Source organism: Streptomyces showdoensis, from assembly GCF_039535475.1.
In the GTDB taxonomy this organism is placed as follows: Bacteria; Actinomycetota; Actinomycetes; order Streptomycetales; family Streptomycetaceae; genus Streptomyces; species Streptomyces showdoensis.
Genome location: NZ_BAAAXG010000029.1, coordinates 39,338 through 61,613 on the forward strand (window position 1 = coordinate 39,338; position 22,276 = coordinate 61,613).

The following is a 22,276-nucleotide window of genomic DNA, read 5'->3' on the forward strand; positions in this document are numbered from 1 at the left end:
AGGAGCAGCGCCATGAACGCACCCCGCCCCCGCAGACGGACCGTCGCTCTCGCCGTCGCCGCCTGCACGCCCCTCGTCCTGGCCGGCTGTTCCGGAGGCGGCGGCACCACCGGTGCCGCCGGCACCGGGTCCGCCGCCGCGCTGACGACCTTCACTCCACCGGGCCAGGGCTCGGTGGAGAAGATCACCTGGAACGTCTTCCAGGGCGAGCCGCAGACGGTCGACCCCTTCCACGCGGCCGACTACACGCCGAACATGATCAACTCGAACATGTGCGAGACCCTGTTCGTCCAGTCGCCGGACTTCACGGTCAAGCCGAACCTGGCGACCTCGTCCTCGAACCCCGATCCGAAGACCTGGGTCTACCGGATCCGCGACGGCGTCACCTTCTGGGACGGCTCGCCGATGACCGCCGACGACGTCGCGTGGAGCATGAACCACAACCTGACGGACCCGACGGGCTTCTACGGCTACCTCTACCGGAACGTCGCCTCGATCACGAAGACGGGCGCTTCCGAGGTGACCGTCAAGCTGAAGCAGCCCGACTACCTCTTCAACGACGAACTCGCGAGCTACGCCGGTGTCGTCGTCCAGAAGAAGTTCTACGAGCAGCACGGCAAGAAGGTCGGCACGCCCGACGTCGGCGTCATGTGCACCGGTCCCTACAAGTTCGCCAAGTGGACGCGGGGGCAGTCGATCAGCGCGAGCCGCTACGACGGCTACTGGAACAAGGCGCTGCCGCTGAAGGTGAGGAACATCGACTTCACCTTCCTGACCGACGGCTCCGCGATCACCTCCGGCCTGCTCTCCGGCCAGATCGACGGAACGTACCAGCCGCCGACGGCCGCGCTGGCCCAGCTCAGGACGTCCCCGGCGGGCAAGCTCTACTCGGGCCCGGCCCCGCTCGCCGTCACCCTCGTCGTCGCGAACCCGAAGGGCGCGATGGGCAACGCCGACGTGCGCAGGGCGCTCCAGATGGCCGTCGACTGGAAGGGCATCGGCAGCCAGGTGTACGCCGGTTCGGGCACCCCCGCGCCGTTGCAGGCCGTGCCCGCGGCGTACGGCTTCGCCAAGGAGGGCCTGACCACGTACGCCGACTCGGTCAGGACCGACGGCACGGCGAGGATCGAGGAGGCGAAGAAGCTGCTGGCCGGCGTTCCGGCCGACGTGAAGGCGAAGGAGATCAGCCTCGTCGTGCCGCAGCAGGCGGAGACGCAGCAGCTGGGCGTGGGGATCAAGGACGCGGCGGACAGGATCGGCCTGAAGTTCAAGCTCGACGTCGTTCCCGCGACGGGCTATTCGAACTACCTGTACGACCCGGCGACGCGCGGCGGCACGGACCTGCTCTACACGCAGTTCTGGCCGAACATCCCCAACCCGCTCGACTGGCTGGGCATCACCGCGGTGACCGGCGGCTCGTTCAACCAGTCCGGCTACGACGGCATCGACGCGCTCTACGCCAAGGCGCTGGGCACGAAAGACGAGCGGGCCCGCGCCGAGCTGGTCGTGCAGATGGAACGCAAGCTGCACGACGAGATGAACCCCATGTTCTCCGGCATCCAGCTGACGAACGACGTGTGGCTCGGCAACCGGATCACCGGCGCGCCGGCCTCCTTCGCCTTCGTCTACTACCCGTGGGCGGCGCACCTGGGAGGCACCGGCAAGTAGCCCTCACCGCGGCGCGCCCGGCCGTGCGCCGCAGACCCGTCCGCCGTGGCCGTCCCGAGCGGGGCGGCCACGGCGGACGGGCGCGGTCCCCGGCTCAGCCGCGGCAAGGCCCTCCGGCCGCGGGGACCGGAATCCTGCGGTGCCGGTCGGCAGCCGGCCGGGGATGCGAGGCTGGTCCCATGCTGATCGCGATGGCCGGGCTGCCCGGCGCGGGGAAGAGTTCGATCGCCGAGGAGCTGGGACGGAAGCTGGGTGCTCCCGTCGTGTCGGTGGACCCGATCGAGGCCGCGATGTGGCGTGCCGGGGTGGCACGCAGTCAGCCGACCGGACTGGCCGCGTATGTCGTGGCCGAGGCGGTGGCCGACGGCGTGCTGGCCCTGGGCCAGACGGTGATCGTCGACGCGGTCAACGCGGCGGAGGAGGCACGGGCGCAGTGGCGGTCGCTGGCGTCTCGTCACGCCGTGCCGTTGGTGTTCATCGAGGTGGCGTGTTCGGATCCGGCGACGCATCGCCGGAGGCTCGCGGGCCGGACCCGGGAGATCGACGGCTTCGACGAGCCGACGTGGGAGGAGGTGGAGCGGCGGCAGGAGGAGTTCGCTCCCTGGGCGGACGACCGGCTGGTGCTGGACAGCGTGAGCGACCTGCCGCAGAACGTCGCGACAGCCTTGGCGTTCCTGGCCCCGGCGCTCCCTGACCTCTGATTCCCGGCCGTGTGGTCTCCCAGCGGCGACGCGCATGCGTGACAGTCTGGCGCGCGTGCCCGGGAGTGGACGCCGCCGGGTCGGCGGCGTCCGCTCCCGGGCGTGCGGGCCCGCGTGGCGTGCGCGCGGGCCGCGGAGAGGTACGGCGATCAGATGCGCGTCGAGAGGGGGACCGTGATCTGCTTCAGCCAGCTGCCGGCGGCGAAGTCACGGGCCTTGACGACGACTCGGTCACGGAAGACCTCCACCTGGAGCCCCTGGTTGAAGGTTCCGGGGACGGAGACCTCGCCGCCCTGGCCGTCGTCCGTGTAACCCGTCTGCACGGCACCGGTGTTGATGACCGAGAAGCCGTCCAGGTTGGCCGTGCCGGGGACGACCCGGCGGACGTACCAGTCGGACAGTGCGAGGTCCCAGTGCGTGTGTCCGCAGAAGAGGAAGACGTCGCGGTGACGGCCCAGGATCCCGAGGAGCCGGTCCGCCTGGAGGTAGTCGCGCGAGTACAGCCGGTTGTGGCTGCCGGAGACGGTGTTGGGGAGCGGGTGGTGGGTGACGACCATGACCGGCTTGCGCCGGCGGGCCCAGTACGCGAGGCGCTCCTCCAGCCAGGCGAACTGCGCCTCGCTGAGCCACACCTCGTCCCAGAGCTTCGGGTCGTGGAAGTGCATGTACTTCTCGGTGCCGAGGCTCAGCACCGGGATGCCGCCGAACGAGTGCTCCGCGTAGACCGTGTTGCGCCCGGCGAAATGGAAGAAGCTCCGGAACAGGGAGTCCTCGGTGGTGCCGTTGGGCCAGGTGTCCTGCGCGAGGGTGGACGGATCGCGCCACTTGGGGACGTAGAACTCGTGGTTGCCGATGGCCCAGGCGGTCGTCTTCGCACGGGTGTGACGCGCGAGTTCGGCCGTGACCGCCGCGTACTCGGCGTCGTACCCGCGCGGCGTGATGTCACCGGCGACGGCGAGGCCCGAGCTCGCCGGGTTGGTCCGGCGCATGTCCTCGAGCGCCACACCGAGGTCGCGGAGGTCGCCCTGGATGTCGCTGATGACGTTGAACGTGGTGACCGGCCGCCCATGGCCGGCGTGCCCGCCCGCGAGCGAGGCGGCCTCCTGGCCGGACCGGCCGAAGGGCGCAGCGCCCGCCGGTATCTGGGCGGCGGCGACGGCGCCCACCGCTCCGGTGGCGACGGTGAGGAGAGATCTGCGGTCCACGGGGAGTTCCTCTCGGGGGCCGCGGCGACCGGGAGCACTCGCCCCTCCCGGCCACCGCGCGTTGAACTAGACCCGTTATGGATACGTGATCACGGGGGCCCGTTGCCCAGCCCCGGATGTAGGGAGGATGAATGAATTCCGACGGAACGGCGGCGGAACCGAGGGTCAGGCGCGCCGACGGGATGCGAGCAGCCGAACGCCCCTCAGCAGGAGGGCGAGACTCATCAGGACGAGGCCGATGACCCCGAGGGTGAGGTTGTCGAGGCCGAGGCCCCCGAGGAGCAGCATGCCGCTGAGCGACTCGAACGCGTCGATGCGGGCGGCCAGGCGCTGTTCGGGCTCCGCGCGGCGCAGCCGCCGCAAGACGGGGGCGAGCGAGACGAGCTGGAGGACGGCCAGGGCGAGAAGCACCCAGCGGAAGGCGGTCGGTATGTCCACAGCCGCCAATGTACGGGTGCCGAGACGATGTGGGGGCCGCCAGGCCGAGCGGGGTGGAGGACCGTAGCCTCATAACCTCGTGGGCTCGTGGGCCCGCGGGCGCGCCCGTCGGCGATTCGGACAACCCCCTTCTCCCGTGGGTCTGTTACGGGAAGCGGGTCGATGCATCCGCCACGCTCCGACACGCGCCGCATCCCGGCGTCCCCGTCGCTCCCGCGACGACTGAAAGACGCCAGTTCGATGGTCCGGCGTGGTCGTTGAGCCTCACGACCACGCCGGACGACCGTTCAGGAGGACGCCGTTGACCTCGACCGCCCCGGACCCCGCTCAGGGCGCCACCCCGCCGCCGCCACCGCCCGCGGAGATCACGTACACCGGGCAGTACTCCGTCAATCCGCTCGCCGAGGTCTCCTTCCGGCGCGTGTGCGCCCGGATCCCGGCGGTCCTCGGCCGGATCGGCCGCCTCTCCTGGCGGATCGACCGGCGGGCCGTGCAGTTGCTGCTCGGCTGCCAGCTCCTCACGGGCGTCTCCGCCGCCGTGCTGCTGACCGCCACGGCCCGCGCCATGGAGCCGGTGCTCGGCGCCGGCAGCGCCGGGGACCGCCTGCGCGGCGCGCTGCCGGCCCTGCTGGTGGTGGCGGTCGCCTCCGGGGTGGCTCGTACGGCGGGGGCGGTGGCCTCGTACGCGGAGCGGCGGATCACACCGCGGCTGACGACCGAGACGGACTCGGCTCTGGTCGAGGCGGTGTGCCGGGTGGAGGCGGTGGCGTACGCGGAGGACGGGTTCTCGGACCGGCGCGAGGCGGCCGAGATGGGGGTGATGCGCACCCATGTGATGGTGACGGACGCGCAGCGGCTCGTGTCCGCGGTGATCCGCATGGTGACCGCCGGAGGGGTGCTGTCGGTCCTGAACCCGCTGATGCTGCCGCTGCTCCTCCTCGCCGTGCTGCCGGCGGGTGTCGGGGCCGTCCTGAGCGCACGGGTCGACTACGAGATCCACTACGGCAACATCGCCGACCGCAACGTGCGCGGGATGATGCGCTGGTGGGCGACGGAGTCGAAGTACAGCGACGAGGTCCGCGCGAACTCGATGACCGGCTACCTCGTCTTCTGGTACCGCGCCCTCTCCGACCGGTGCGACCGGCGCACCCTGGCCGCCGCACCGCGGACCCTGCGGATCGCCCTGCTGTCCGCGCTGGCGGGCGGCCTCTTCCTCATGGCGACGTGGGGCGTTCTGGCGTGGCTGGCGGTCTCGGGCCGGGTCGACCTGGCGCTCGCCGCGACGGCCGTCATCGCCGTGCAGACGCTGCTCGCCGCCCTGTCGCAGGTCGTGGTCAACGGCGCCGCGGTCTTTCACACCAGTCTCTACCTGGGCGACATGCAGACCTTCCTCGACGACGCGGCCGCCCGCGCGCCCCGGCGGGGACCCCGCCGTCTGAGCGGGCCGGTCGAGGAGATCCGCCTGGAGGAGGTCGTCTACCGGTACCCGGGCAAGGACAAGCCCGCCGTGGAAGGCGTCTCCCTGACCCTGCGGCGTGGCCAGGTCCTCGCGATCGTCGGGGCGAACGGTTCGGGGAAGTCCACCCTGACCCGTCTGCTGACCGGGATCTACCTGCCGGACAAGGGAACGGTGGCCTGGAACGGGACCGATCTCGCCGGAGTGGAGCCGGCCACCGTGTGGGCGAACACGGGCCTGGTGCCGCAGATCTTCGCGCAGTGGCCGCTGCGCCTCCGCGAGAACGTCACGCTCGGCCAGCCCCGCACCGTCGACGACGCCCCGGTGTGGGAGGCCATCGACGCCGTCGGCCTGCGCGGGGCCGTCGACGAGCTCCCTTCGGGCCTGGACACCCTCCTCGCCCGGGACGTCTTCGGCGGTACGGAGCTCTCCGGCGGCCAGTGGCAGCGCATCGCCTGCTCCCGGGCCCTGTACCGCCGGCCCGCGCTGCTGATCCTCGACGAGCCCACCTCCCAGATGGACCCGCGCGGCGAGCACCAGATCTTCGAGCGGATCAAGGCCATCGCCGCCGACCGCATCACGATCGTGGTCACCCATCAGCTGGAGAACACCAGGATCGCCGATCACATCATCGTGATGGAGGAGGGCCGGATCACCGAACAGGGCCGGTACGACGACCTCGCCCACGGCGGCGGAACCTTCGCCGAGCTGCTGGAACTGTCCCAGGACCGCTGACCGACCACCCCGTGGTCCTCCTCCTCGCCCCCGTACCGCACTCCCCTGAGAGGCACGTCGTGACCACCACCAAGTCCACCGCGAACCCTGCCTACTGGGAGCCCCTGTGGGCCGGCGGCCGCCGCTACCGGCGGCTGTGCGCGACCGAGAGGCAGCTGATGGCGAACCACCTCGGTCCGGGTCTCGACCGCCCCGCCCTCGACGTCGGCAGCGGCGACGGGACCCTGGCCCGGTACCTCCAGCACGAGCTCGGCTACCGCACGACCGGGATCGACTGCTCCCCCACCGCCGTCGCGCTCGCCGCAGCCCACGACGCCGACCACGGGCCCGGGCCCGAACCGACCTGGCGGTGCCTGGACGTCAACACGGGCGACCTCACCACTCTCCCCGCCCCGGCCTACGCGCTCATCACCTGTCGGCTCGTCTACCGGTGGATGGGCGACAAGCCGGCCTTCCTGGACCGCGTCCGCCACCTCCTCGCACCCGGCGGAACCCTCTGGGTCGTCACCGAAATCGCCGGCCGCCGCACGAGCACCGACCCGGCCCTCACACGGCTCGGCATCTCCCCCACGGACGCCGAGTTGCTCACGACCGGCTGGTCCACGGTGCGCACCGCCGACCTCGACGTCCTGCGCTGCTACGCGCTGGGCCCCTGAAAGCCGCCCGCCCCGCCCCTGGAGGGAAGACCGTCGTGCTCGACATCGAACAACGCACCGCCGAGACCTGGGACCTCTACGGCCGTCACCAGCTCGACCGGACCTTCGACCTGCCGGAACTGAACCAGTGGTCCTGGGACATCCCGCAGGCGGACCCCAGCGTCGATCTCCTGGGCGACGTAGCCGGTCTACGCGTCCTGGACCTGGGAGCCGGGGCCGCCCGGCACGCCGCCCACCTCGCCGCCCTGGGCGCGCACGTCACCGCCGTCGACGCCTCTCCCACCCAGCACGCACGCGCCCGCGCCCGCTATCCCGACACCCCTCACCTGCACCTGGTACGCGCCGACGCCGTGGACCACCTGCACGAGGCCACCCCCTACGACCTGATCTACTCCGTCGGCGGCGTCCCCTTCGTGGACCCGAACCGCCTTCTCCCCGCTCTGACCGACGGGCTCAGGCCGGGCGGCCGACTGGTGTTCAGCGCACTGCACACCAACTCGCGCGGCGACGGGCCGTGCGACTCCGTCACCGCACGGCCCGAGGTGCTGCGCCTGCCGGGGACGGACACCGAGCACCTCGTACACATGTGGGTCCTCGCCCCGGCGTTGTGGGAGGAGCTCCTGATCCGGCACGGCCTCACCATCGAGTCGGTGACCGAGATCGACTCCCCGGAGCGGGACCATCGCCTCTCCTACCGGGTGTACGCCGCCCGCCGGCCGCCGAGCACACCAGGCCCGTGACCGTCCAGGCTCCCTGCGGGCCGGGAGACCTTTCCCCCGGCTCGGCAGTCGTAGCGGTGGGTGCAGGGGACGTCCGGGCAGAGGCGGCACACGAAGAAGGAGGCCCGCGCGACCCGTCGTCGCGCGAGTGCGAGTGACAGGTAGGTTGATCACCAGTTCGCTGGAGGTCATGGGGAGGAGCCGCTGTGACGGAGATCGAGGTTCCGGGGCCTGAGGCCGATTGGCAACCTGCTGCGCAACTGCCCTACTACACCGGCAAGAATCCCGCGTACCAGTACAGCGTATGGGAGCACACAGCCCCGCTGTTCCAGATGATCGGAGGGCTGGCGCTACCGGTGCAGCCCGTGGCCCAGCGGCTGCGTCTGCAGGTGGAGCGTTCGTGGGACGGGCTGGACGATCTCGACGTCGTTCTCTTCCGGCTGAGGGGTTTCAGCTTCGCGATCAGCAAGCACGACGGCAATCCTCTCGGCCTTTCGTTCGTCTGGCTCACCGAGCCGCACGAGCAGGGCGACAAGGCCCTGGACATCCTCCTGGAGGTCGTCGGGATCGGGGAGGAGGCCGTCGCCTTCCGGGGAGACGGTGACGATCTCCGCGAGGAGCGGACCGAGCCGTCGCCGAAGGCCGACGCTTCCGACAAGATTGTCGGCGGCACCCCGCCGATCTCGCTGTGGGGCCGACTCCGCCGCGCCGTCGGCGGCAAGGCACCGGCCGACGGGTGAATGCGCCCACTGGCGGAATCGCACGGTGGTCGGTACCCGGACCACTCATCACAAGGCGGGACGGTGTCCGCATACCCGGTACGCGGGCGTCACGCCTTCATCCGCGGCGGCAGGACGTTCTTCCTCACCGACCCCGTCATCTGCGCCGACGGGCTCATCGACCGCTGGGGCACGGTCACCGTCGACGAGTTCGCGGGAGAGCTGCGCTCCGGATGAGTGGCCACCGACCTTCCGGACGATGCCTCGGCGTCGGCGCACGGTCCGGCCGCATGGAAGTTCAGCCAGCCCCGCACCTGACTCGCACCCGACCTCTGCGCTCAGCTGACATGGACCGCAAGGACGGGCCGCTCAAGGTGCGGGTCGCCTGCTCGAACTCGTCCGCCCCGAGCTCCACGCGCAGCGGGTCGGGATCGGCTCGCCGCCGCTCCCTTAGGAGCGGCGGCGAGCGGGCCTCAGGTGACGGTCAGTTCGTTGAGGGCGATGTTGCCCCACTGGCGGTTGGCCGCCTTCACGACGAGCCGTAGGCGGGAGGTGTCGACGGGGGTCGGCAGGGTCAGGGTGCGGCGCTCCACGGTGGAGCTGTTGCTGTTCCAGGTGAGGGCCGCGTCGGTGAGCCGGCTGGTCCAGGCCGTGCCGTCCCAGGTCTGGACGTCGACCCGGGTGAAGCCCTGGCCCTGGCCGAAGTGGGTGGCCAGGGTCACCGCGGCGACCCGGCGGACGGTGCGGAGGTCGAGGGTGATGTCCCCCGGCAGGGTCACGGCGACCGGGCTCGCCCAGCTGGTGGCCTCGCTCCCGTCGACGAGAGCGGCGACGGTGCCCTGACCGGTGCCCATGGTGGTCGAGGCGATCGGCGCCCCGTAGCTGCCGGGGGCGCCCTGGACGGCGCCGACCGCGACGGTGGCGGCGAGGGCGGTGCCGAGGATGTCGCGGCCGCCGTTTCCCGTGATGGCAAGGCCCGCGTCGATGGCGGCGGATCCGGTGAGCGGCCGGTAACCGGTCAGGTCGGCGCGGGAGGTGGCCGTGCCGGGTGCGGTGAGCTTCGGGTCGCCGGTCAGGGCGGCGGTGTCCGGCGGCACGGGTCCGCCGCGGTAGAGGTTGTTGCGGTAGGTGATGCCGGCGGTGTCGTACGGCAGGTTGGCCAGGTTGACGAAGAGGTTGTTGCGGAAGGTGACGTTCTTCGGGTTGTGGTAGACCTGCGCGATCTTGTACAGCGGGCGGCTCGGCGAGGACGACACGTAGACGGTGTTGTTGTAGATGTCGACGCCGTCGGTGTTGGTGGAGAAGGTGAAGATCTCGTTGCCGTCGTTCTGGCTGATGTTGTAGCGGATGACGGCGCTGGCGGGGGCGGAGCCCAGCGAGACGGAGATGAAGAAGCCGCCGCCGTTGTCGTGGCTGTAGTTGTACTGGACCAGGCTGTCGTGCGTGGAGGCGTCCGCGTCGAAGGCGGTGCAGTCGAGCCCCCGGCCGCCGAAGCGGGCGCCGTACACCTCGTTGTACTGCACGGTGGTGCGGTCGGCGCCGGACCACCAGATGCCGACGTTCGTGGTGGTGGAGGTGGCCCGGGCGACGGTGTTGTACTCGATGAGGGTGTCGGCGACCTGGTTGGTGTTGATGCCGCCGGAGCCGACGTCGTGGACGTGGTTGCCGCGGATCACCAGGCCGGTGCTGGGGGTGAACGGACCGTACTCGTTGGCGGGGATGTTCAGTTCGCCCCACAGCGAGGTCCAGCCCTCGCGCTGCATCCAGGTGGACCAGGTGGTGATGCCGTAGGCCTTGGTGTCGGCGATCTCGTTGTTCTCGATCAGCATGCCCGTGAAGTACGTCGGCACGGTGTTGCCCCGGACGTCGACGAGGATGCCGGCCGAGCCGATGTTGCCCTTGCCGACCTGGGCGACGCCGTCGATCCCGTGGACGTACAGGTTGCGCAGCGTGATCCCGGGGACGGCGCCGACGTCCTTGGCCCGGACCTCGACGCCCACCCGCCAGGTCGTCGACCCCGTGCCGTTGGTGATCTCCAGGCCGTCGAGCGTCCAGTGCCGCAGGTTCTCCAGGAGCACCGCCGAAGGCACCGTGTTGGCCCCGGCGATGACCGGCTTGGCCCCGGTCCCGTACGAGGTCGCCGTGACCGGGGCGCCCGCGGAACCGGAGCCCTTGGGCGCGAACTGACCGGTCCAGGTGCGCCCCGCGAGGAAGCGGACGGTGTCGCCCGGCTGGAAGACCTGCTGGTTCACCCGGGCCAGGCTGCGCCAGGGAGTGCCCGTGCTGGTGCCGTCGGCCGAGTCGTTCCCGCCGGACGAGTCCACGTAGTACGTGGTCCCCGTCGCCGCCCGGGCTGCGGCCGGCGGTACGGCGACGGCCAGGGCCGTACCGAGCGCCGCCGAGAGAACAGTACGTCTGCTGTGCATGAAGCCTCCTGAGAGAGAAGCGCCTACATCAGAAAGGGGATTTCATTAGTCGTCGCCCGCCCGTGCGGAGGTGGGCGGGCCGCCGGGACCACGCCCACCTCCGAAGCCGACCTCCGACGCCGGCCTTCGAGGGGACCGACCTCCGAGGGGGCCGACCTCCGATGCCGGCCTTCCGAGACCGGCCCTCGGGCCTACTTGCCGATCCCCGCCGTCATGCCCTCGACGATGCGCCGGCCGCACCACAGGTAGAGGACGATCATCGGGAAGACGAGGATGCCGATCCCGGCGAACATGCCGCCCCAGTCGGACGAGTACTGCATCGTCCCGTAGAGGTGGAGCAGGGCGACGGGCAGCGTGCGCTCGTCCTCGCCGGGGGCGATCACCATGACGAGCAGGGTGGAGTTCCACAGCCCGATCACGTTGAGGACGAGCACGGTGACGATGCCGGGCCGGGCCAGCGGGACGATCACCTGGACGAAGGTCCGCAGCGGTCCCGCCCCGTCCAGCTCCGCCGCCTCCTCGACCTCCTGGGGGAGCGAGCGGAGGTGGCCGCTGAGGACGAACACGGCGAAGGGCAGGGAGAGCGCGACCTCGAAGATCAGCAGGGTGATCCGGTCGTCCCACCATCCGGTGACCCAGTCCACCATGAACGTGCTCAGCGACAGCTTCACGACCACGACGGGGATGATCAGGGTCTGCAGCGGGATGCTCATGCCCATCGCGAAGTAGCCGGTCAGTCCGCCCGCCACCCGCCGTGTCGAGCGGGCGAGTGCGTAGGCCGCGGGCGCCGCGATGCCGACGATCAGGACCGATCCGGCCCCGGTGAGCACCACACTGTTGAGAGCGGCCTTCGAGAACTGCGCGGCCTGCCAGGCCCGCGACCAGTTCTGCCACTCCGGCGCGGACGGCAGGGAGAAGGGGTGGAGCCATACGTCACCCGGGGACTTGAGCGACTGGAGGCCGACCCAGGCCACGAGCGCCAGGTTGAAGACCACCCACAGCCAGAGCGCGGCCGAGGTCAGCCGCGGGACGAGGACGTCGCCGACGAAACGGGTCACCGGGCGGGTGCCGTGGACGGGATTCACGAGAGCTCCACTCGGTCGCGGCGCGTGACGCGACGGATCAGCACGATCAGGACCACCGTGACCAGGACGACGAACACGCCCATGGCCGCGCCCTGCCCCAGCTCGGGCACCGTGTTGCCGCCGGAGACGGTGATGTACTGCTGGACGGCGACGGTACGGGCCTCCAGCGGCGGGTTGCCGGGGGTGCCGCCCGTCGTGAAGGCGAGCACGATCTCGAACACCTTGAGGCTGTTGACGACCCACAGCACGGCCGCCACCGAGAAGACGTCCCACGTCAGCGGCAGCGTGATGTGCCGGAACTGCTCCCACTTGGTGGCGCCGCTCAGGTGGGCGTCCTCGTAGAGGTGCGGCGGGATCGCGTCCACCGCCGACATCATCAGGGCGATGTAGAAGCCGGTCGACGACCAGACCAGGCCGGCGATGACGCACCGGAACACCAGCTCGGGTCCCAGCCAGGGCAGCGCCTCGATCCCCACCGCGCCGAGGAGGTCGTTGACCGCCCCGTCGGGGTTGAGCAGGAATCCGATCGCCGCGCCGACGGCGATCGCCGAGATGATCATGGGGAGGAAGACGACGGAGCGGATGAACGCCCGGCCCCTCGCCTGCCGCAGCACGGTCATCGCCAGGAAGGTGACCGCGAAGACGGCGGCGCCGCCGCCCACGGACAGGACCAGCGTGTTCAGGAACGAGGACCGGAACGCCTCGTTCTGGAGGAGCGAGGTGTAGTTGCCCAGGCCCCGCCAGGACATCTCGGCACCGGGTCCGGCCCAGCGATGGAGGCTGACCCAGGCGCCGTACAGCGCGGGCACGACGAACAGGGCGGAGTAGAGCACGAGGGCCGGGAGCAGGAAGGGCCAGAAGGCCCGCTCCCGCGCCGGCCGCGGGGTGCGCCGCCCGCGCCGCCCGCTCTCGCGCGCCGAGGTGTTCGGAGGGGTTTCGCGCGAGATACGGACCGCTGTCGCGCTCATGGTCACCTGCTTCGGGGACGTCGGGGAGTGAGGCTGATGGCGTTGGTGGGGTGATGGCGTTGGTCGGGTTCGTGCGGTTGATGGGTGTGGTGGGGCTCATGGGTGTGGTGGGGCTCATGGGCTTGGGAGGGAGGTCGCCCCGCGGCGAGGGTGCCGGGAAGGAGGGGTCAGCCGTTGGAGGCGATGAACGTCGCGCTCTTCTCCTTGCCCTGGGCCACGAACTCCTCGGCCGAGAGCTTGCCGCCGATCAGCTTGTCGTCGAGCGGCAGGAAGACGTCGGTCCACCAGGCGTTGAGCCCCGGGGCGCCGTCGTAGGGCTTGTGGACCGCGGTGGCTCCGGTGATGGCCTTCTGCAGTCCGGTCAGGTTCGCCGGTGCGGGCACGTCGGAGCGGGAGGGGATGTTGAGCGCCTCGGTGCCGATGCGCGAGGTGTACTTCTTCTGCTGGAAGAACGCGAGGAACCGCTTCGCGGCCTCCGGGTGCCGGCCCTTGGCGTTCACGCCCCAGCCGAGGGTGCCCGCCTCGACGGAGTCCTTTCCGCCGGCCGGGTACTGGAAGGAGGAGATCTTCGCGTCGGCGGGCAGCTTGGGCTTGATCTCGCTGGTCAGCCAGGTGCCGTTGATGTTGAGGTCGTACCCGCCGGTGGCGAACCGGTCCTGCGCGGCAGGGTACTTGGTGGCGGTGAAGGCCTTCTGGAAGTACCCGCCCGAGGCGAGCTTCTCCACCTGCCGCGCGGCGGCGAGGACTTCGGGACGGTCCCAGGCCGCGGGGTCGGTGCCGAGGGCGTGCAGGCTCCCGGCGCCCTGGGCGCGGACGAGCGCCGAGTAGAACCAGTACGCGTTGTAGAAGGGGACGGTGCCGTCCTGCCCCAGGGGGACGCGGCCCGCCTTCTTGGCCTTGTCGAGGTAGGCGACGAACGCGGCCCAGGTGCGCGGCGGCGCGGTCTCCAGCTCGGGGTGCCGGGCCGCGTCGAACCACACGCCGGTCGAGATGACGGTGTGCGGGATGAGGCCGAGGCCCTTCTCGTCGGAGGAGGCCTGCTTCGCGGCGGTGGAGAGGACCTCGCCGACGGTCGTCCCCTCCCCCGGTATCTTCGCGTTCAGGACGTCGTCCACGGGGGCCAGCAGGTTCTGGGCGCGGAACTTGCCCATGTTGTCGGTGGCGGTGTCGAACAGGTCGGGTCCCCGGCCCGCGGCCATCTCGGTGGCGAGGCTGTCGGTGCCGTTGCGGCCCATCCACTTCACGTCGACCTGGATGCCGGTCTGCGCGGTGAAGTCGGCGAGGGCCGCCTGGAAGATCTTCGCCTGTGGTTCGTCCTTGCCCCAGGTCGACGTGTAGGAGAAGGACTTCGCCCCCTCCCCGGCGGCGGAGTCGCCACCGTTCTTCTTGCCGCAGGCGGTGGTGGTGAGGGCCAGTGCGCCGAGCAGGGCGAGTGCGGTCACCCGTGTGCTGAGCTGCTTCATCGCGTCTTCTCCGTGAGGGGTGGGACCTGGGGGGCCGGTGGGTGCGGGGGCGGGGCTTGGGGGGACGGGGCTTGGTGCGACGGGAGGGTGTGCGGGGAAAGGGTGGTGACCGTGCGGGTGCGGCGGGCGGTCTCGGCGGCCCAGACCACGCGGTGGGTGGCCAGGCTCTCGCTCCCGGTGGAGCGGATCGAGCGCGGATCCCCGCTGCGCACGGCCTCGACGAAGGCGTCGAGCAGTGCCTCGTCGCCGCCGCCGTGGCCTTCGGCGGCCGAGGCGTCGCTGCCCGTGTCGGTGACGATCGTGGTGTGGCTGTCGGTGACGAAGTCGTGGACGTGGAGCCGCACTCCGTCGCCCTCGATGGAGCCGTGGGTGCCGAAGATGCGGGTCTTGCGGTGTTCCAGGGCGGCGAACGCCGTCATGGTGAAGCTGGCGGTCGTGCCGTCGGCGAACTCCATGTCCACGACCTGGCTGTCGACGACGTCGTTCCCGGCGTCGTACACGCAGCGGCCGTACGGTCCGTCCCGCAGCGCGGTCAGGACGCCCCGCTCGGTGTGGTCGTCGGTGACGGCGGACAGCGGCCACCATTCCTTGACCGGATCGCCGAGGCAGTCGAGGTAGATCCGTTTGGCGGAGTACGGGCAGCCGGCCTCCACCGGGCAGTCCAGGCAGTTGGCGGTGGCGCCCGCGGGCCGCTGCTCCGGGCGGAAGTGCACGAGGTTCCCGAAGGAGGAGATCCGCTCGGGCAGGGCTCCCTTCACGTGGACCATCCAGTCCAGGTCGTGGCAGGCCTTGGCGAGCAGCATCGACGCCGACTCGGCCTCGTTGCTCCAGTTGCCGCGGACGAAGGAGTGCGCCTGGTGCCACCAGCCGACCTGTTCCAGGTGCTGGATGTTCATGATCTCGCCGATGGTCCCCTTGGCCAGGAGCTCCTTGAGGGCCTCGGTGTAGCGCGTGTAGCGCATGACGTGGCACACGGCGAGCAGGACTCCGTGGCGCTCGGCCGCCTCGGCGATGAGGACGGCCTCCGCCTCGGTCGGTGCCATCGGCTTCTCCAGGAGGAGGTGGTAGCCGCGTTCGGCCGCGAGGACCGCGGGGCCGACGTGCATCCGGTCCTGCGTCGAGATGACGGCCGCGTCGGCGAGCCGGTCCCGGCCGAGGAGCTCCTGCCAGTCGGCGAAGACGTTCTCGGCGGGGATGCCGTGCTCCGCGGCGAACCGGGTGCGGCGCTCCTCGTCCGGCTCGGCCACGGCCACCACGCGTGCCCGGCCGGTGGTCCGGGCACGGCGGGCGTATCCCGTACCGCGTAACCCCGCCCCGATGACGGCAAGTCGGACTTCGGAACTCCGCATCGAATGCCCTTCCGTGGGTTGCGACTTACTAATGAAGGATGTTTTTATTTGTGGAGTGACATCCTGTCAATACCCGGGAAGGAGTCGATAGTTGAAGATCCGGGGCAGCGACGGCCCGCGCTTGAGAAGGATCAACCTGGCGGCCACCCTGCGCGCGGTGCGGGAAGGGCCGCCCGTCGGGCTCACCGAACTCGCCGCTCGCGCGGGCCTTTCGCGCCCCACCGTCGAGGGGCTCGTCGAGGAGCTGCTCGGTCAGGGCTGGCTGAGCGAGACGCCCCGGGAGAGCGGGCGGATGGGCCGGCCGCGGCGGCTGTTCCGGTTCCGTGCCGAGGCCGGACACGTCCTGGGGATCGACGTCGGGGCCTCCAGCGTCCGCGCCGTCGTCTGCGATCTGGACGGCGAGGTCACGGGCAGGTTCTCGGTCCGCGCCGAGGCGTCGTCGGGCCGTGCCGAGCGGCTGGCCGCGATGCGCTCCGCCGTCCCCGGGGCGCTGGACGACGCCCGGGTCCCCGCCGGAGCGGTGCTGGCCGTCTGCGTCGGCACGACGGGCGTGGTGACCGGAGCCGGCACGGTGAAGCTCTCGGTCAGCCTGCCCGAATGGACCGGCCTCGACCTCGCGGCCGAGGTGGGCCGCGACTTCGACGCCCCGGTCCTCGTGGAGAACGACTGCAACCTGGCCGCCCTCGCGGAGCGCTGGGCCGGGGTGGCGCAGCAGGTCGACGACGTGGTCTTCGTCCTGTCCGGCATGCGCACCGGCTGCGGGATGCTCATCCGGGGCGAGCTGCACCGGGGCCGCCGGGGCGCGGCCGGCGAGATCGGCGCCCTCCCGCTGGTCGGCTGGCACCGGGCACCCTCGCACCTGGCCGCCTTTCCCGGCCTTCCCCCCGGGACCGCGCCCGAGGAGACGGGCGGTCTGGTCTTCGCGGCGGCCAGGTCCGGCGACCCGGCGGCGCGCTGGGCGGTGGAGCAGTTCGCCCACGACCTGGCGGAGGGCATCGCCGCGCTGGTGCTCACGGTCGACCCCGACCTCGTCGTGCTCGGCGGCGGGGTGTCCCGCTCGGCGGACGTGCTGATGGAGCCGCTGCGCCGGCATCTGGACCCGCTGTGCCTGGAGCCGCCCGCCCTCGCGATCTCCGGCCTCGGCGACCAGGCGGTGGTCCTCGGAGCCGTACGGCACGCTCTCGACCACGTCGACGCGCGCCTCTACGACGTCGACGCCCCGCTGCCGGCCCCGCGAGCGCCGGGTGCCTGAGATCCGGCTGCTCCCCCGGCCCACCTCGGTGCACCGCCGCACCGGGACCTTCGCCCTCACGCCGACGACCTCCCTGGCGGCGGGCCCCGGCGCCCGGGAGGCGGCGGCGCTGCTGCGCGAGCTGCTGCGCCCGGCGACCGGACTGCCGCTCGCCCCCGCCGGGGTCGCGCACGGCAACGCCGTCGTCCTCTCCGTCGACGCGGTGGAGGCGGCCGGGCTGGGGTCCGAGGGCTACCGCCTGGACGTCTCCCCCGAGCGGGTGCTCCTGACGGCGGGCGCGCCCACCGGTCTGCTGCGCGGCGTGCAGACGCTGCGCCAGCTGCTGCCGGCCGAGGCGTGGGGCGACCGCCCGGCCCGGGGCGTCCGCTGGGAACTGCCGTGCGTGTCCGTGCGGGACGTTCCGCGCTTCCGCTGGCGGGGCGGGCACCTGGACGTGGCGCGCTGGTGGATGCCGACCTCCTTCCTGTTCCGTTACGTGGACCTGCTGGCCGCCCACAAACTGAACGTCCTGCACCTCCACCTCACCGACGACCAGGGCTGGCGGATGGAGATCGAGCGCCTTCCGCGGCTGACGGAGGTGGGCGCGTGGCGGTCCCGCAGCATGGCGGGGGCGCTCGCCGAGGAGCGGTACGACGAGGTGCCGCACGGCGGCTTCTACACCCGCCGCGAGCTGGGGGACCTGGTCGCGTACGCGGCCCGGCGGGGGGTCACGGTCGTCCCGGAGATCGACCTGCCGGGGCACACCCAGGCGGCGATCGCGGCCTACCCCGAGCTGGGCGGCGGCGACGCGTCCGGCCCGCCGGAGCGCGTGGAGGTGTCGCCCCGCTGGGGCGTGCACGACCGGATCCTCGATCCCGGCGAGGCCTCCCTCGGCTTCTGCCACGACGTGCTGGAGGAGGTGCTCGACGTGTTCCCGTCCCCCTTCGTCCACATCGGCGGCGACGAGGTGCCGACCGCCCGCTGGCACGCCTCCCCCTCGGCCCGGCGCAGGGCGCGCGAGCTGGGCCTCTCCGTCGACGGGCTGCACGGCTGGTTCGTCGGGGAGCTGGACGCCTGGCTGCGGGCGCGGGGCCGCCGGACGGTCGGCTGGGACGACGTGCTGGTGGCCGGTCGGGCGAGGCCGCTGTCCGCGGGGGCGACGGTGATGTCGTGGCTCGGGGAGGAGGGGGCGCTGGCCGCCGCGGCCGCCGGGCACGAGGTGATCATGACACCGTACGACCGGACCTACTTCGACTACGGCCAGGCGGACGGCCCGGGGGAACCGCTCTCCATGGGCCATGTCACCACCCTGGAGAAGGTGTACGGCTACGAGCCGGTGCCCCCGACCTTGACCGAGGCCCAGGTCCTGGGCACGCAGGGCCAGTTGTGGACGGAGTACCTGCCGACGCCGGAGCGGGTCGAGTACGCGGCCTTCCCCCGGCTGTGCGCCCTGGCCGAAGTGGCCTGGTCCTCACCGGCGGGCCGGGACCACGGCGACTTCCTGGGGCGGCTGCGCCCGCACCTGTCCCGGCTGGACCGGATGGGCGTCCGCTACCGACCGCTCGACGGCCCCTCCCCGACGCCCTGACCGCCGACCCGTGGGACTGGCCGCCGTTTCAGGAGCGGAAGGTCCGGCGGTACGTGTCGGGCGGGACGCCCACGCTGCGGTGGAAGTGGCGGCGGAGGGTGGTGGCGGTGCCCATGCCGGTGGTCTCGGCGATGGCGTCGACGGTGGCGTCGGTGGTCTCCAGGAGTTCCTGGGCGTGGCGGATGCGCTGGCTGTGGAGCCACTGGAGCGGGGTGGTGCCGGTGATGTGCTTGAAGTGCCGGGCCAGGTGGCGCGAGCTCATGCGGGCCCGGCGGGCCAGGTCCTCCACGGTGAGGGGCTGGTCCAGCCGTTCCAGGACCCAGGGCAGGAGCTCGGCCAGGGGGTGGTTGCCCGGGGCGGGGAGGGGCGTGGCGATGAACTGGGCCTGGCCGCCGTCGCGGTGCGGGGGGATGACCAGGCGGCGGGCGATCCTGTTCGCGTCGGCCGCGCCGTGGTCGAGGCGGACCAGGTGCAGGCACAGGTCCATGGCGGCGGCCTTGCCCGCGGAGGTCAGGACGTCGCCGTTGTCGACGTAGAGGACGTCCGGGTCGACGGTGGTGGCGGGGTGGCGTCGGGCCAGTTCCCGGGTGTGGGCCCAGTGGGTGGTGGAGCGCCGGCCGTCGAGCAGGCCGGCGGCGCCCAGGACGAAGGCGCCGGTGCACAGCGAGGCCACGCGGGCACCGGCCCGGTGGGCGGCCCGTACGGCGTCGAGCAGCTCCGCCGGGGGTTCGCGGTCGGTGTCGGCCCAGCCGGGCACGATGACGGTGTCGGCGTGCGCGAGGTGGTCCAGGCCGTGGTCGGGTTCCAGCAGGAAGCGCCCGACGCGCACGGGTCCGGTCCCGCACAGCGCGAAGTCGTACCAGGGGTCCACGACATGGGTGAGGTCGGATCCGAAGATCTCCACGGCTACGGACAGTTCGTAGTGGAGCATGCCGTCGGTGACGGCCAGCGCGACGCGATGCATGTCCGAAAGTGTACGGGGCACGTCGTTTCCGACTCTCGTACGGGGCTCACCCCGCCGGAGACGATGGGGGCACCAGGCCGCGGCGGACCGAGACCGCCGCGGGGGTACGAGTGCGGGGAGCAGTCTCATGGAGTCAGGCCGACAGGTGGCGGTGTTCGGGGCGTACGGTCACACCGGGCGGTTCGTGGTCGCGGAGCTGCTCGCCCGGGGCTTCGTCCCCGTGCCGTCCGGGCGCAACGCGGGGGCACTGCGGGAACTGGCCGAGGAGCACGCGCTGGAGGCCCGGGTCGCGTCGGCGGACGATCCCGCCTCGCTGGACCGCGCCCTGGCGGGCACGGTGGCGGTCGTCAACTGCGCCGGGCCCTTCGCCTCGACCACCGGCCCCGTGATCGAGGCCGCCCTGCGCGCGGGCATCCCGTACCTGGACGTGGCCGCCGAGATCGAGGCCAACCTCGACACCTTCGCCCACTACCGCGACCGGGCCGCGGAGGCGGGCGCGCTGGTGGTCCCGGCCATGGCCTTCTTCGGCGGCCTGGGCGACCTGCTGGTCACCGCGGCGATGGGCGACTGGTCCGGTGCCGACGAGGCGCACATCGCCTACGCGCTCAGCGACTGGCACCCCACCGCCGGCACCCGCCGGTCCGGTGCCGTCTCGCGCGAGCGGCGCGGCGCGCACCGCCTGCGCTACCGCGGCGGCCGGTGGGAGCGGCGCACCGACGCGGCCCCCACCCTCGACTGGGAGTTCCCCCGGCCGGTCGGCCGGCGGCCCGTGATCGGGGAGTTCACGATGGCCGATGTCGTGACCGTCCCCCAGCACCTGTCCATCCCGGACGTGACCAGCTACATGACTGCCGAAGCCGCCCGCGACGTCGTGGCTCCCGACACCCCCGCCCCCACCGCCACCGACGGCAGCGGGCGTTCGGGCCAGACCTTCCTCGTCGACGTCCTGGTCCGCTCCGGCGGGGCCGAACGGCGTGCCACGGCCCGTGGCCGGGACATCTACGCGGTCACCGCACCGCTCGTCGTCGAAGCCGTCGACCGGGTCCTGACCGGCCGCACCAGGGGCGTCGGCGTCGCCTCCGCGGGCGAACTCTTCGACGCCGTCGACTTCCTGCGCGCCCTCGCCCCGCACATCACCTTCGACCACCACCGGGAGCGGACGGCCTGACCCGGGGCACGGTCAGCGGGCGCCGAAGACCTGGGTCCAGTACGGGCCGCCGGAGTTGTGGATGCCGATGCCGATCTCCTTGAAGTCGCAGTTGAGGATGTTGGCGCGGTGGCCGGGGCTGTTCATCCAGGCCTCCATGACGGCCTCGGGGCTGCTCTGGCCCATGGCGATGTTCTCGCCGTAGGTGGTCCAGGGGTAGCCGGCGGCGGTCACGCGCTCGCCGGGGCCGTCGCCGTCGGGGTTGGTGTGGTCGAAGAAGTCCCGGGCCGCCATGTCGTCGGAGTGTCCCTGGGCCGCCTTGGTGAGCGTCGCATTGGCGGTCAGCGCGCCGCAACCGACCTTGGCGCGCTCCGCGTTGACGAGGGCGATGACCTGGTCGGCGTTGGACTTCTGGCCGGAGTCCTGCCGGCCGTCGCGGGCCGGGGTGGAGGCGGTCTTCGTCGGGGCGGGGGCCTTGGTGGTACGGACGGGGGCCGCGGTGCGCTTGGCGGCGGGCGTCGTGGTGGCGGTCTTGGGGGCCTTGCTCGGCGTGGTGGTGGGCTTCTTCGGCGTGGTGGGGGCCCCCGTCGCGGAGGGCGAGGCGGTGGTGGCGGACGGGGAGGCGGTGAGGGTGCCGGGTTCGTTCGACAGGCGCAGGTCGAGGTCCGGCGCCCCGGCCCGGCCCGCCTCCAGGAGCTCTCCGTCTCCGCCGCGGCCCGCGTTCAGCGTGAACGCGCCGCCCGTGACCGCCACGACGGCCAGACCGGCCGCGACGACCACGCGGCGGCGGTTGCGCTCGTCGGCCTGACGGCGCCGGCGCCGGCCGGCCCGGGTGCTGCGGCGCCCCGCCGCGGCCGTCGCGTCCCATCCGGCGGGGGCGAGCTCGTCGGCCGCGTCGGAGGGGACTGCCGCGAAGGTCTCCGTCGCGGCGAGGGCCTCGGCCCCGCCCGCCACGCCCGCCGTCCCCGCCGCTGCGGCCGCGGGGACGGACGGACCGGCCGCGCCCGGGTCGGCCACCGCGTATCCCGGAGCCGAGCCGGTGGCCCGCGGCGCGGCGATGCCGGTGGCGCAGTGCCCGCACTGGGCGGTGTGGCGGGCCAGGTGGTCACGCCAGGCGGCGCCCGGACGGCCGTCCCAGGTGCCGGCCTGCTCGGCGAGGACCGGGCAGCGCGGGCCGCGGGCGAGGGCGGTCGTCACGGAGCGGGCCGCGTCCAGACGCACACGTACCGTCTCGAGGCGCAGCGCGACGTCCTGCGGGGACCAGCTCAGCGCCGCCGCCGTCTCGTGACGGCCGAGCAGCCCCGTCTCCTCCAGCGAGCCGAGGGCCACCAGCACCGCGTCCTCGGCGTCGAGCCAGCACAGGGCGCCGGGGGTGGTCCCGGCGGGCAGGCCCGCCGCGTGGGCCAGGACGCTCGCCACTCCGATCCCGACGAGCCAGGGCCGGAACGCGTCCGGCGACGGGAGGGTGCCCAGCGCGAACTCGGCACGGCCGAGCGTGTCCCGCACCACCGCGTACACCGCGGCGTCCGCGCCGGGGCGGCCGTGTAGGGCGCGGGCGGCGAGCGCCTGGACGAGCGGCTGGTAGGCGTCCATGAGCTGCTCGCGCGCCCACGTGTCGCCGTACTGCGCCGCCCGTATCAGCTCCGCGTCCGTCAGCTGCTCGAAACCAGTGGTCCGCTGCACGCTGTCCACCCCTCACTCACCTCTTGTGGAGAACCTTGCGCAAAGGAGAGCCACCCGCCGGGACCTGGATAACGG

At 72.3% G+C, this 22,276-nt stretch carries 19 protein-coding genes; 10 read left to right on the forward strand and 9 right to left on the reverse strand.

Translation table 11 applies throughout. The annotated features are described in order from the left end of the window. The first annotated feature begins 12 nt into the window (after positions 1 to 12). Positions 13 to 1,668, forward strand: coding sequence for an ABC transporter substrate-binding protein (locus ABD981_RS38120; RefSeq protein ID WP_046909713.1), 1,656 nt, complete (start codon positions 13 to 15; stop codon positions 1,666 to 1,668). A gap of 179 nt (positions 1,669 to 1,847) precedes the next feature. Beyond that, positions 1,848 to 2,369, forward strand: a complete 522-nt coding sequence (locus ABD981_RS38125) for a P-loop nucleotide/nucleoside kinase family protein (RefSeq protein WP_046909712.1) — start codon at positions 1,848 to 1,850, stop codon at positions 2,367 to 2,369. A 149-nt stretch (positions 2,370 to 2,518) separates the two neighbouring features. Here ABD981_RS38125 and ABD981_RS38130 read toward each other — a convergent pair whose 3' ends face one another. Further along, entirely contained in the window at positions 2,519 to 3,574 is a 1,056-nt protein-coding gene (locus ABD981_RS38130) for a metallophosphoesterase family protein (protein ID WP_046909711.1), read from the reverse strand. Between the two features lie 165 nt (positions 3,575 to 3,739). Further along, on the reverse strand, positions 3,740 to 4,012 hold the full coding sequence (locus tag ABD981_RS38135; protein ID WP_123954797.1) for a hypothetical protein: 273 nt from the start codon (positions 4,010 to 4,012) through the stop codon (positions 3,740 to 3,742). 301 nt (positions 4,013 to 4,313) lie between these two features. On the opposite strand from ABD981_RS38135, the gene ABD981_RS38140 reads away from it, so the two are divergent. The 5 genes from ABD981_RS38140 (at position 4,314) to ABD981_RS38160 (ending at position 8,534) form a co-directional block, all read left to right on the forward strand. Beyond that, positions 4,314 to 6,203 carry an ATP-binding cassette domain-containing protein gene (locus ABD981_RS38140; protein ID WP_046909709.1) on the forward strand — a complete coding sequence of 630 codons (1,890 nt, stop codon included), beginning with the start codon at positions 4,314 to 4,316 and terminating at the stop codon, positions 6,201 to 6,203. A gap of 59 nt (positions 6,204 to 6,262) precedes the next feature. After that, positions 6,263 to 6,859 carry a class I SAM-dependent methyltransferase gene (locus ABD981_RS38145; RefSeq protein ID WP_046909762.1) on the forward strand — a complete coding sequence of 199 codons (597 nt, stop codon included), beginning with the start codon at positions 6,263 to 6,265 and terminating at the stop codon, positions 6,857 to 6,859. A gap of 35 nt (positions 6,860 to 6,894) precedes the next feature. Continuing rightward, positions 6,895 to 7,599 (forward strand): class I SAM-dependent methyltransferase, encoded by a 705-nt coding sequence (locus tag ABD981_RS38150; protein WP_046909708.1) that lies wholly within the window; start codon positions 6,895 to 6,897, stop codon positions 7,597 to 7,599. Positions 7,600 to 7,784: 185 nt separating this feature from the next. Then, positions 7,785 to 8,318, forward strand: a complete 534-nt coding sequence (locus tag ABD981_RS38155; RefSeq protein ID WP_046909707.1) for a hypothetical protein — start codon at positions 7,785 to 7,787, stop codon at positions 8,316 to 8,318. 63 nt (positions 8,319 to 8,381) lie between these two features. Continuing rightward, complete coding sequence (locus tag ABD981_RS38160; protein ID WP_165590981.1) at positions 8,382 to 8,534, forward strand: DUF7638 domain-containing protein; 153 nt, start codon at positions 8,382 to 8,384, stop codon at positions 8,532 to 8,534. Positions 8,535 to 8,770: 236 nt separating this feature from the next. Here the strand turns inward: ABD981_RS38160 and ABD981_RS38165 are convergent, their stop codons facing one another. The 5 genes from ABD981_RS38165 to ABD981_RS38185 all read right to left on the reverse strand — a co-directional run bounded on the left by ABD981_RS38165 (position 8,771) and on the right by ABD981_RS38185 (position 15,588). Continuing rightward, complete coding sequence (locus ABD981_RS38165; protein ID WP_046909706.1) at positions 8,771 to 10,723, reverse strand: discoidin domain-containing protein; 1,953 nt, start codon at positions 10,721 to 10,723, stop codon at positions 8,771 to 8,773. 191 nt (positions 10,724 to 10,914) lie between these two features. Further along, positions 10,915 to 11,808 carry a carbohydrate ABC transporter permease gene (locus ABD981_RS38170; RefSeq protein ID WP_205628238.1) on the reverse strand — a complete coding sequence of 298 codons (894 nt, stop codon included), beginning with the start codon at positions 11,806 to 11,808 and terminating at the stop codon, positions 10,915 to 10,917. Then, positions 11,805 to 12,776 carry a carbohydrate ABC transporter permease gene (locus ABD981_RS38175; protein WP_046909760.1) on the reverse strand — a complete coding sequence of 324 codons (972 nt, stop codon included), beginning with the start codon at positions 12,774 to 12,776 and terminating at the stop codon, positions 11,805 to 11,807. Before ABD981_RS38175 ends, ABD981_RS38170 begins: the two co-directional genes overlap by 4 nt. 167 nt (positions 12,777 to 12,943) lie before the next feature. Further along, on the reverse strand, positions 12,944 to 14,239 hold the full coding sequence (locus ABD981_RS38180; RefSeq protein WP_046909705.1) for an ABC transporter substrate-binding protein: 1,296 nt from the start codon (positions 14,237 to 14,239) through the stop codon (positions 12,944 to 12,946). Continuing rightward, positions 14,236 to 15,588 carry a Gfo/Idh/MocA family protein gene (locus tag ABD981_RS38185; RefSeq protein ID WP_345530568.1) on the reverse strand — a complete coding sequence of 451 codons (1,353 nt, stop codon included), beginning with the start codon at positions 15,586 to 15,588 and terminating at the stop codon, positions 14,236 to 14,238. The genes ABD981_RS38180 and ABD981_RS38185 overlap by 4 nt, the downstream gene beginning before the upstream one ends. 91 nt (positions 15,589 to 15,679) lie before the next feature. Here ABD981_RS38185 and ABD981_RS38190 point away from each other — a divergent pair, with 91 nt between their 5' ends. Together ABD981_RS38190 and ABD981_RS38195 are read left to right on the forward strand one after the other, a co-directional pair. Continuing rightward, a complete protein-coding gene (locus ABD981_RS38190) occupies positions 15,680 to 16,840 on the forward strand; it encodes an ROK family transcriptional regulator (RefSeq protein WP_046907754.1) in 1,161 nt (386 codons plus the stop codon). Continuing rightward, positions 16,833 to 18,407, forward strand: coding sequence for a beta-N-acetylhexosaminidase (locus tag ABD981_RS38195; protein ID WP_046907755.1), 1,575 nt, complete (start codon positions 16,833 to 16,835; stop codon positions 18,405 to 18,407). The genes ABD981_RS38190 and ABD981_RS38195 overlap by 8 nt, the downstream gene beginning before the upstream one ends. Positions 18,408 to 18,435: 28 nt before the next feature. On the opposite strand, the gene ABD981_RS38200 is transcribed toward ABD981_RS38195, so the two are convergent. Then, the gene (locus ABD981_RS38200) at positions 18,436 to 19,371 is read right to left on the reverse strand and encodes a helix-turn-helix domain-containing protein (RefSeq protein ID WP_046907756.1); all 936 of its coding nucleotides are present in this window, start codon (positions 19,369 to 19,371) and stop codon (positions 18,436 to 18,438) included. 127 nt (positions 19,372 to 19,498) lie between these two features. Here ABD981_RS38200 and ABD981_RS38205 point away from each other — a divergent pair, with 127 nt between their 5' ends. Next, positions 19,499 to 20,539, forward strand: coding sequence for a saccharopine dehydrogenase family protein (locus ABD981_RS38205; protein ID WP_205628159.1), 1,041 nt, complete (start codon positions 19,499 to 19,501; stop codon positions 20,537 to 20,539). A gap of 12 nt (positions 20,540 to 20,551) precedes the next feature. Here ABD981_RS38205 and ABD981_RS38210 read toward each other — a convergent pair whose 3' ends face one another. Further along, positions 20,552 to 22,210 (reverse strand): CAP domain-containing protein, encoded by a 1,659-nt coding sequence (locus tag ABD981_RS38210; protein WP_123954458.1) that lies wholly within the window; start codon positions 22,208 to 22,210, stop codon positions 20,552 to 20,554. Between the last annotated feature and the right edge of the window lie 66 nt (positions 22,211 to 22,276).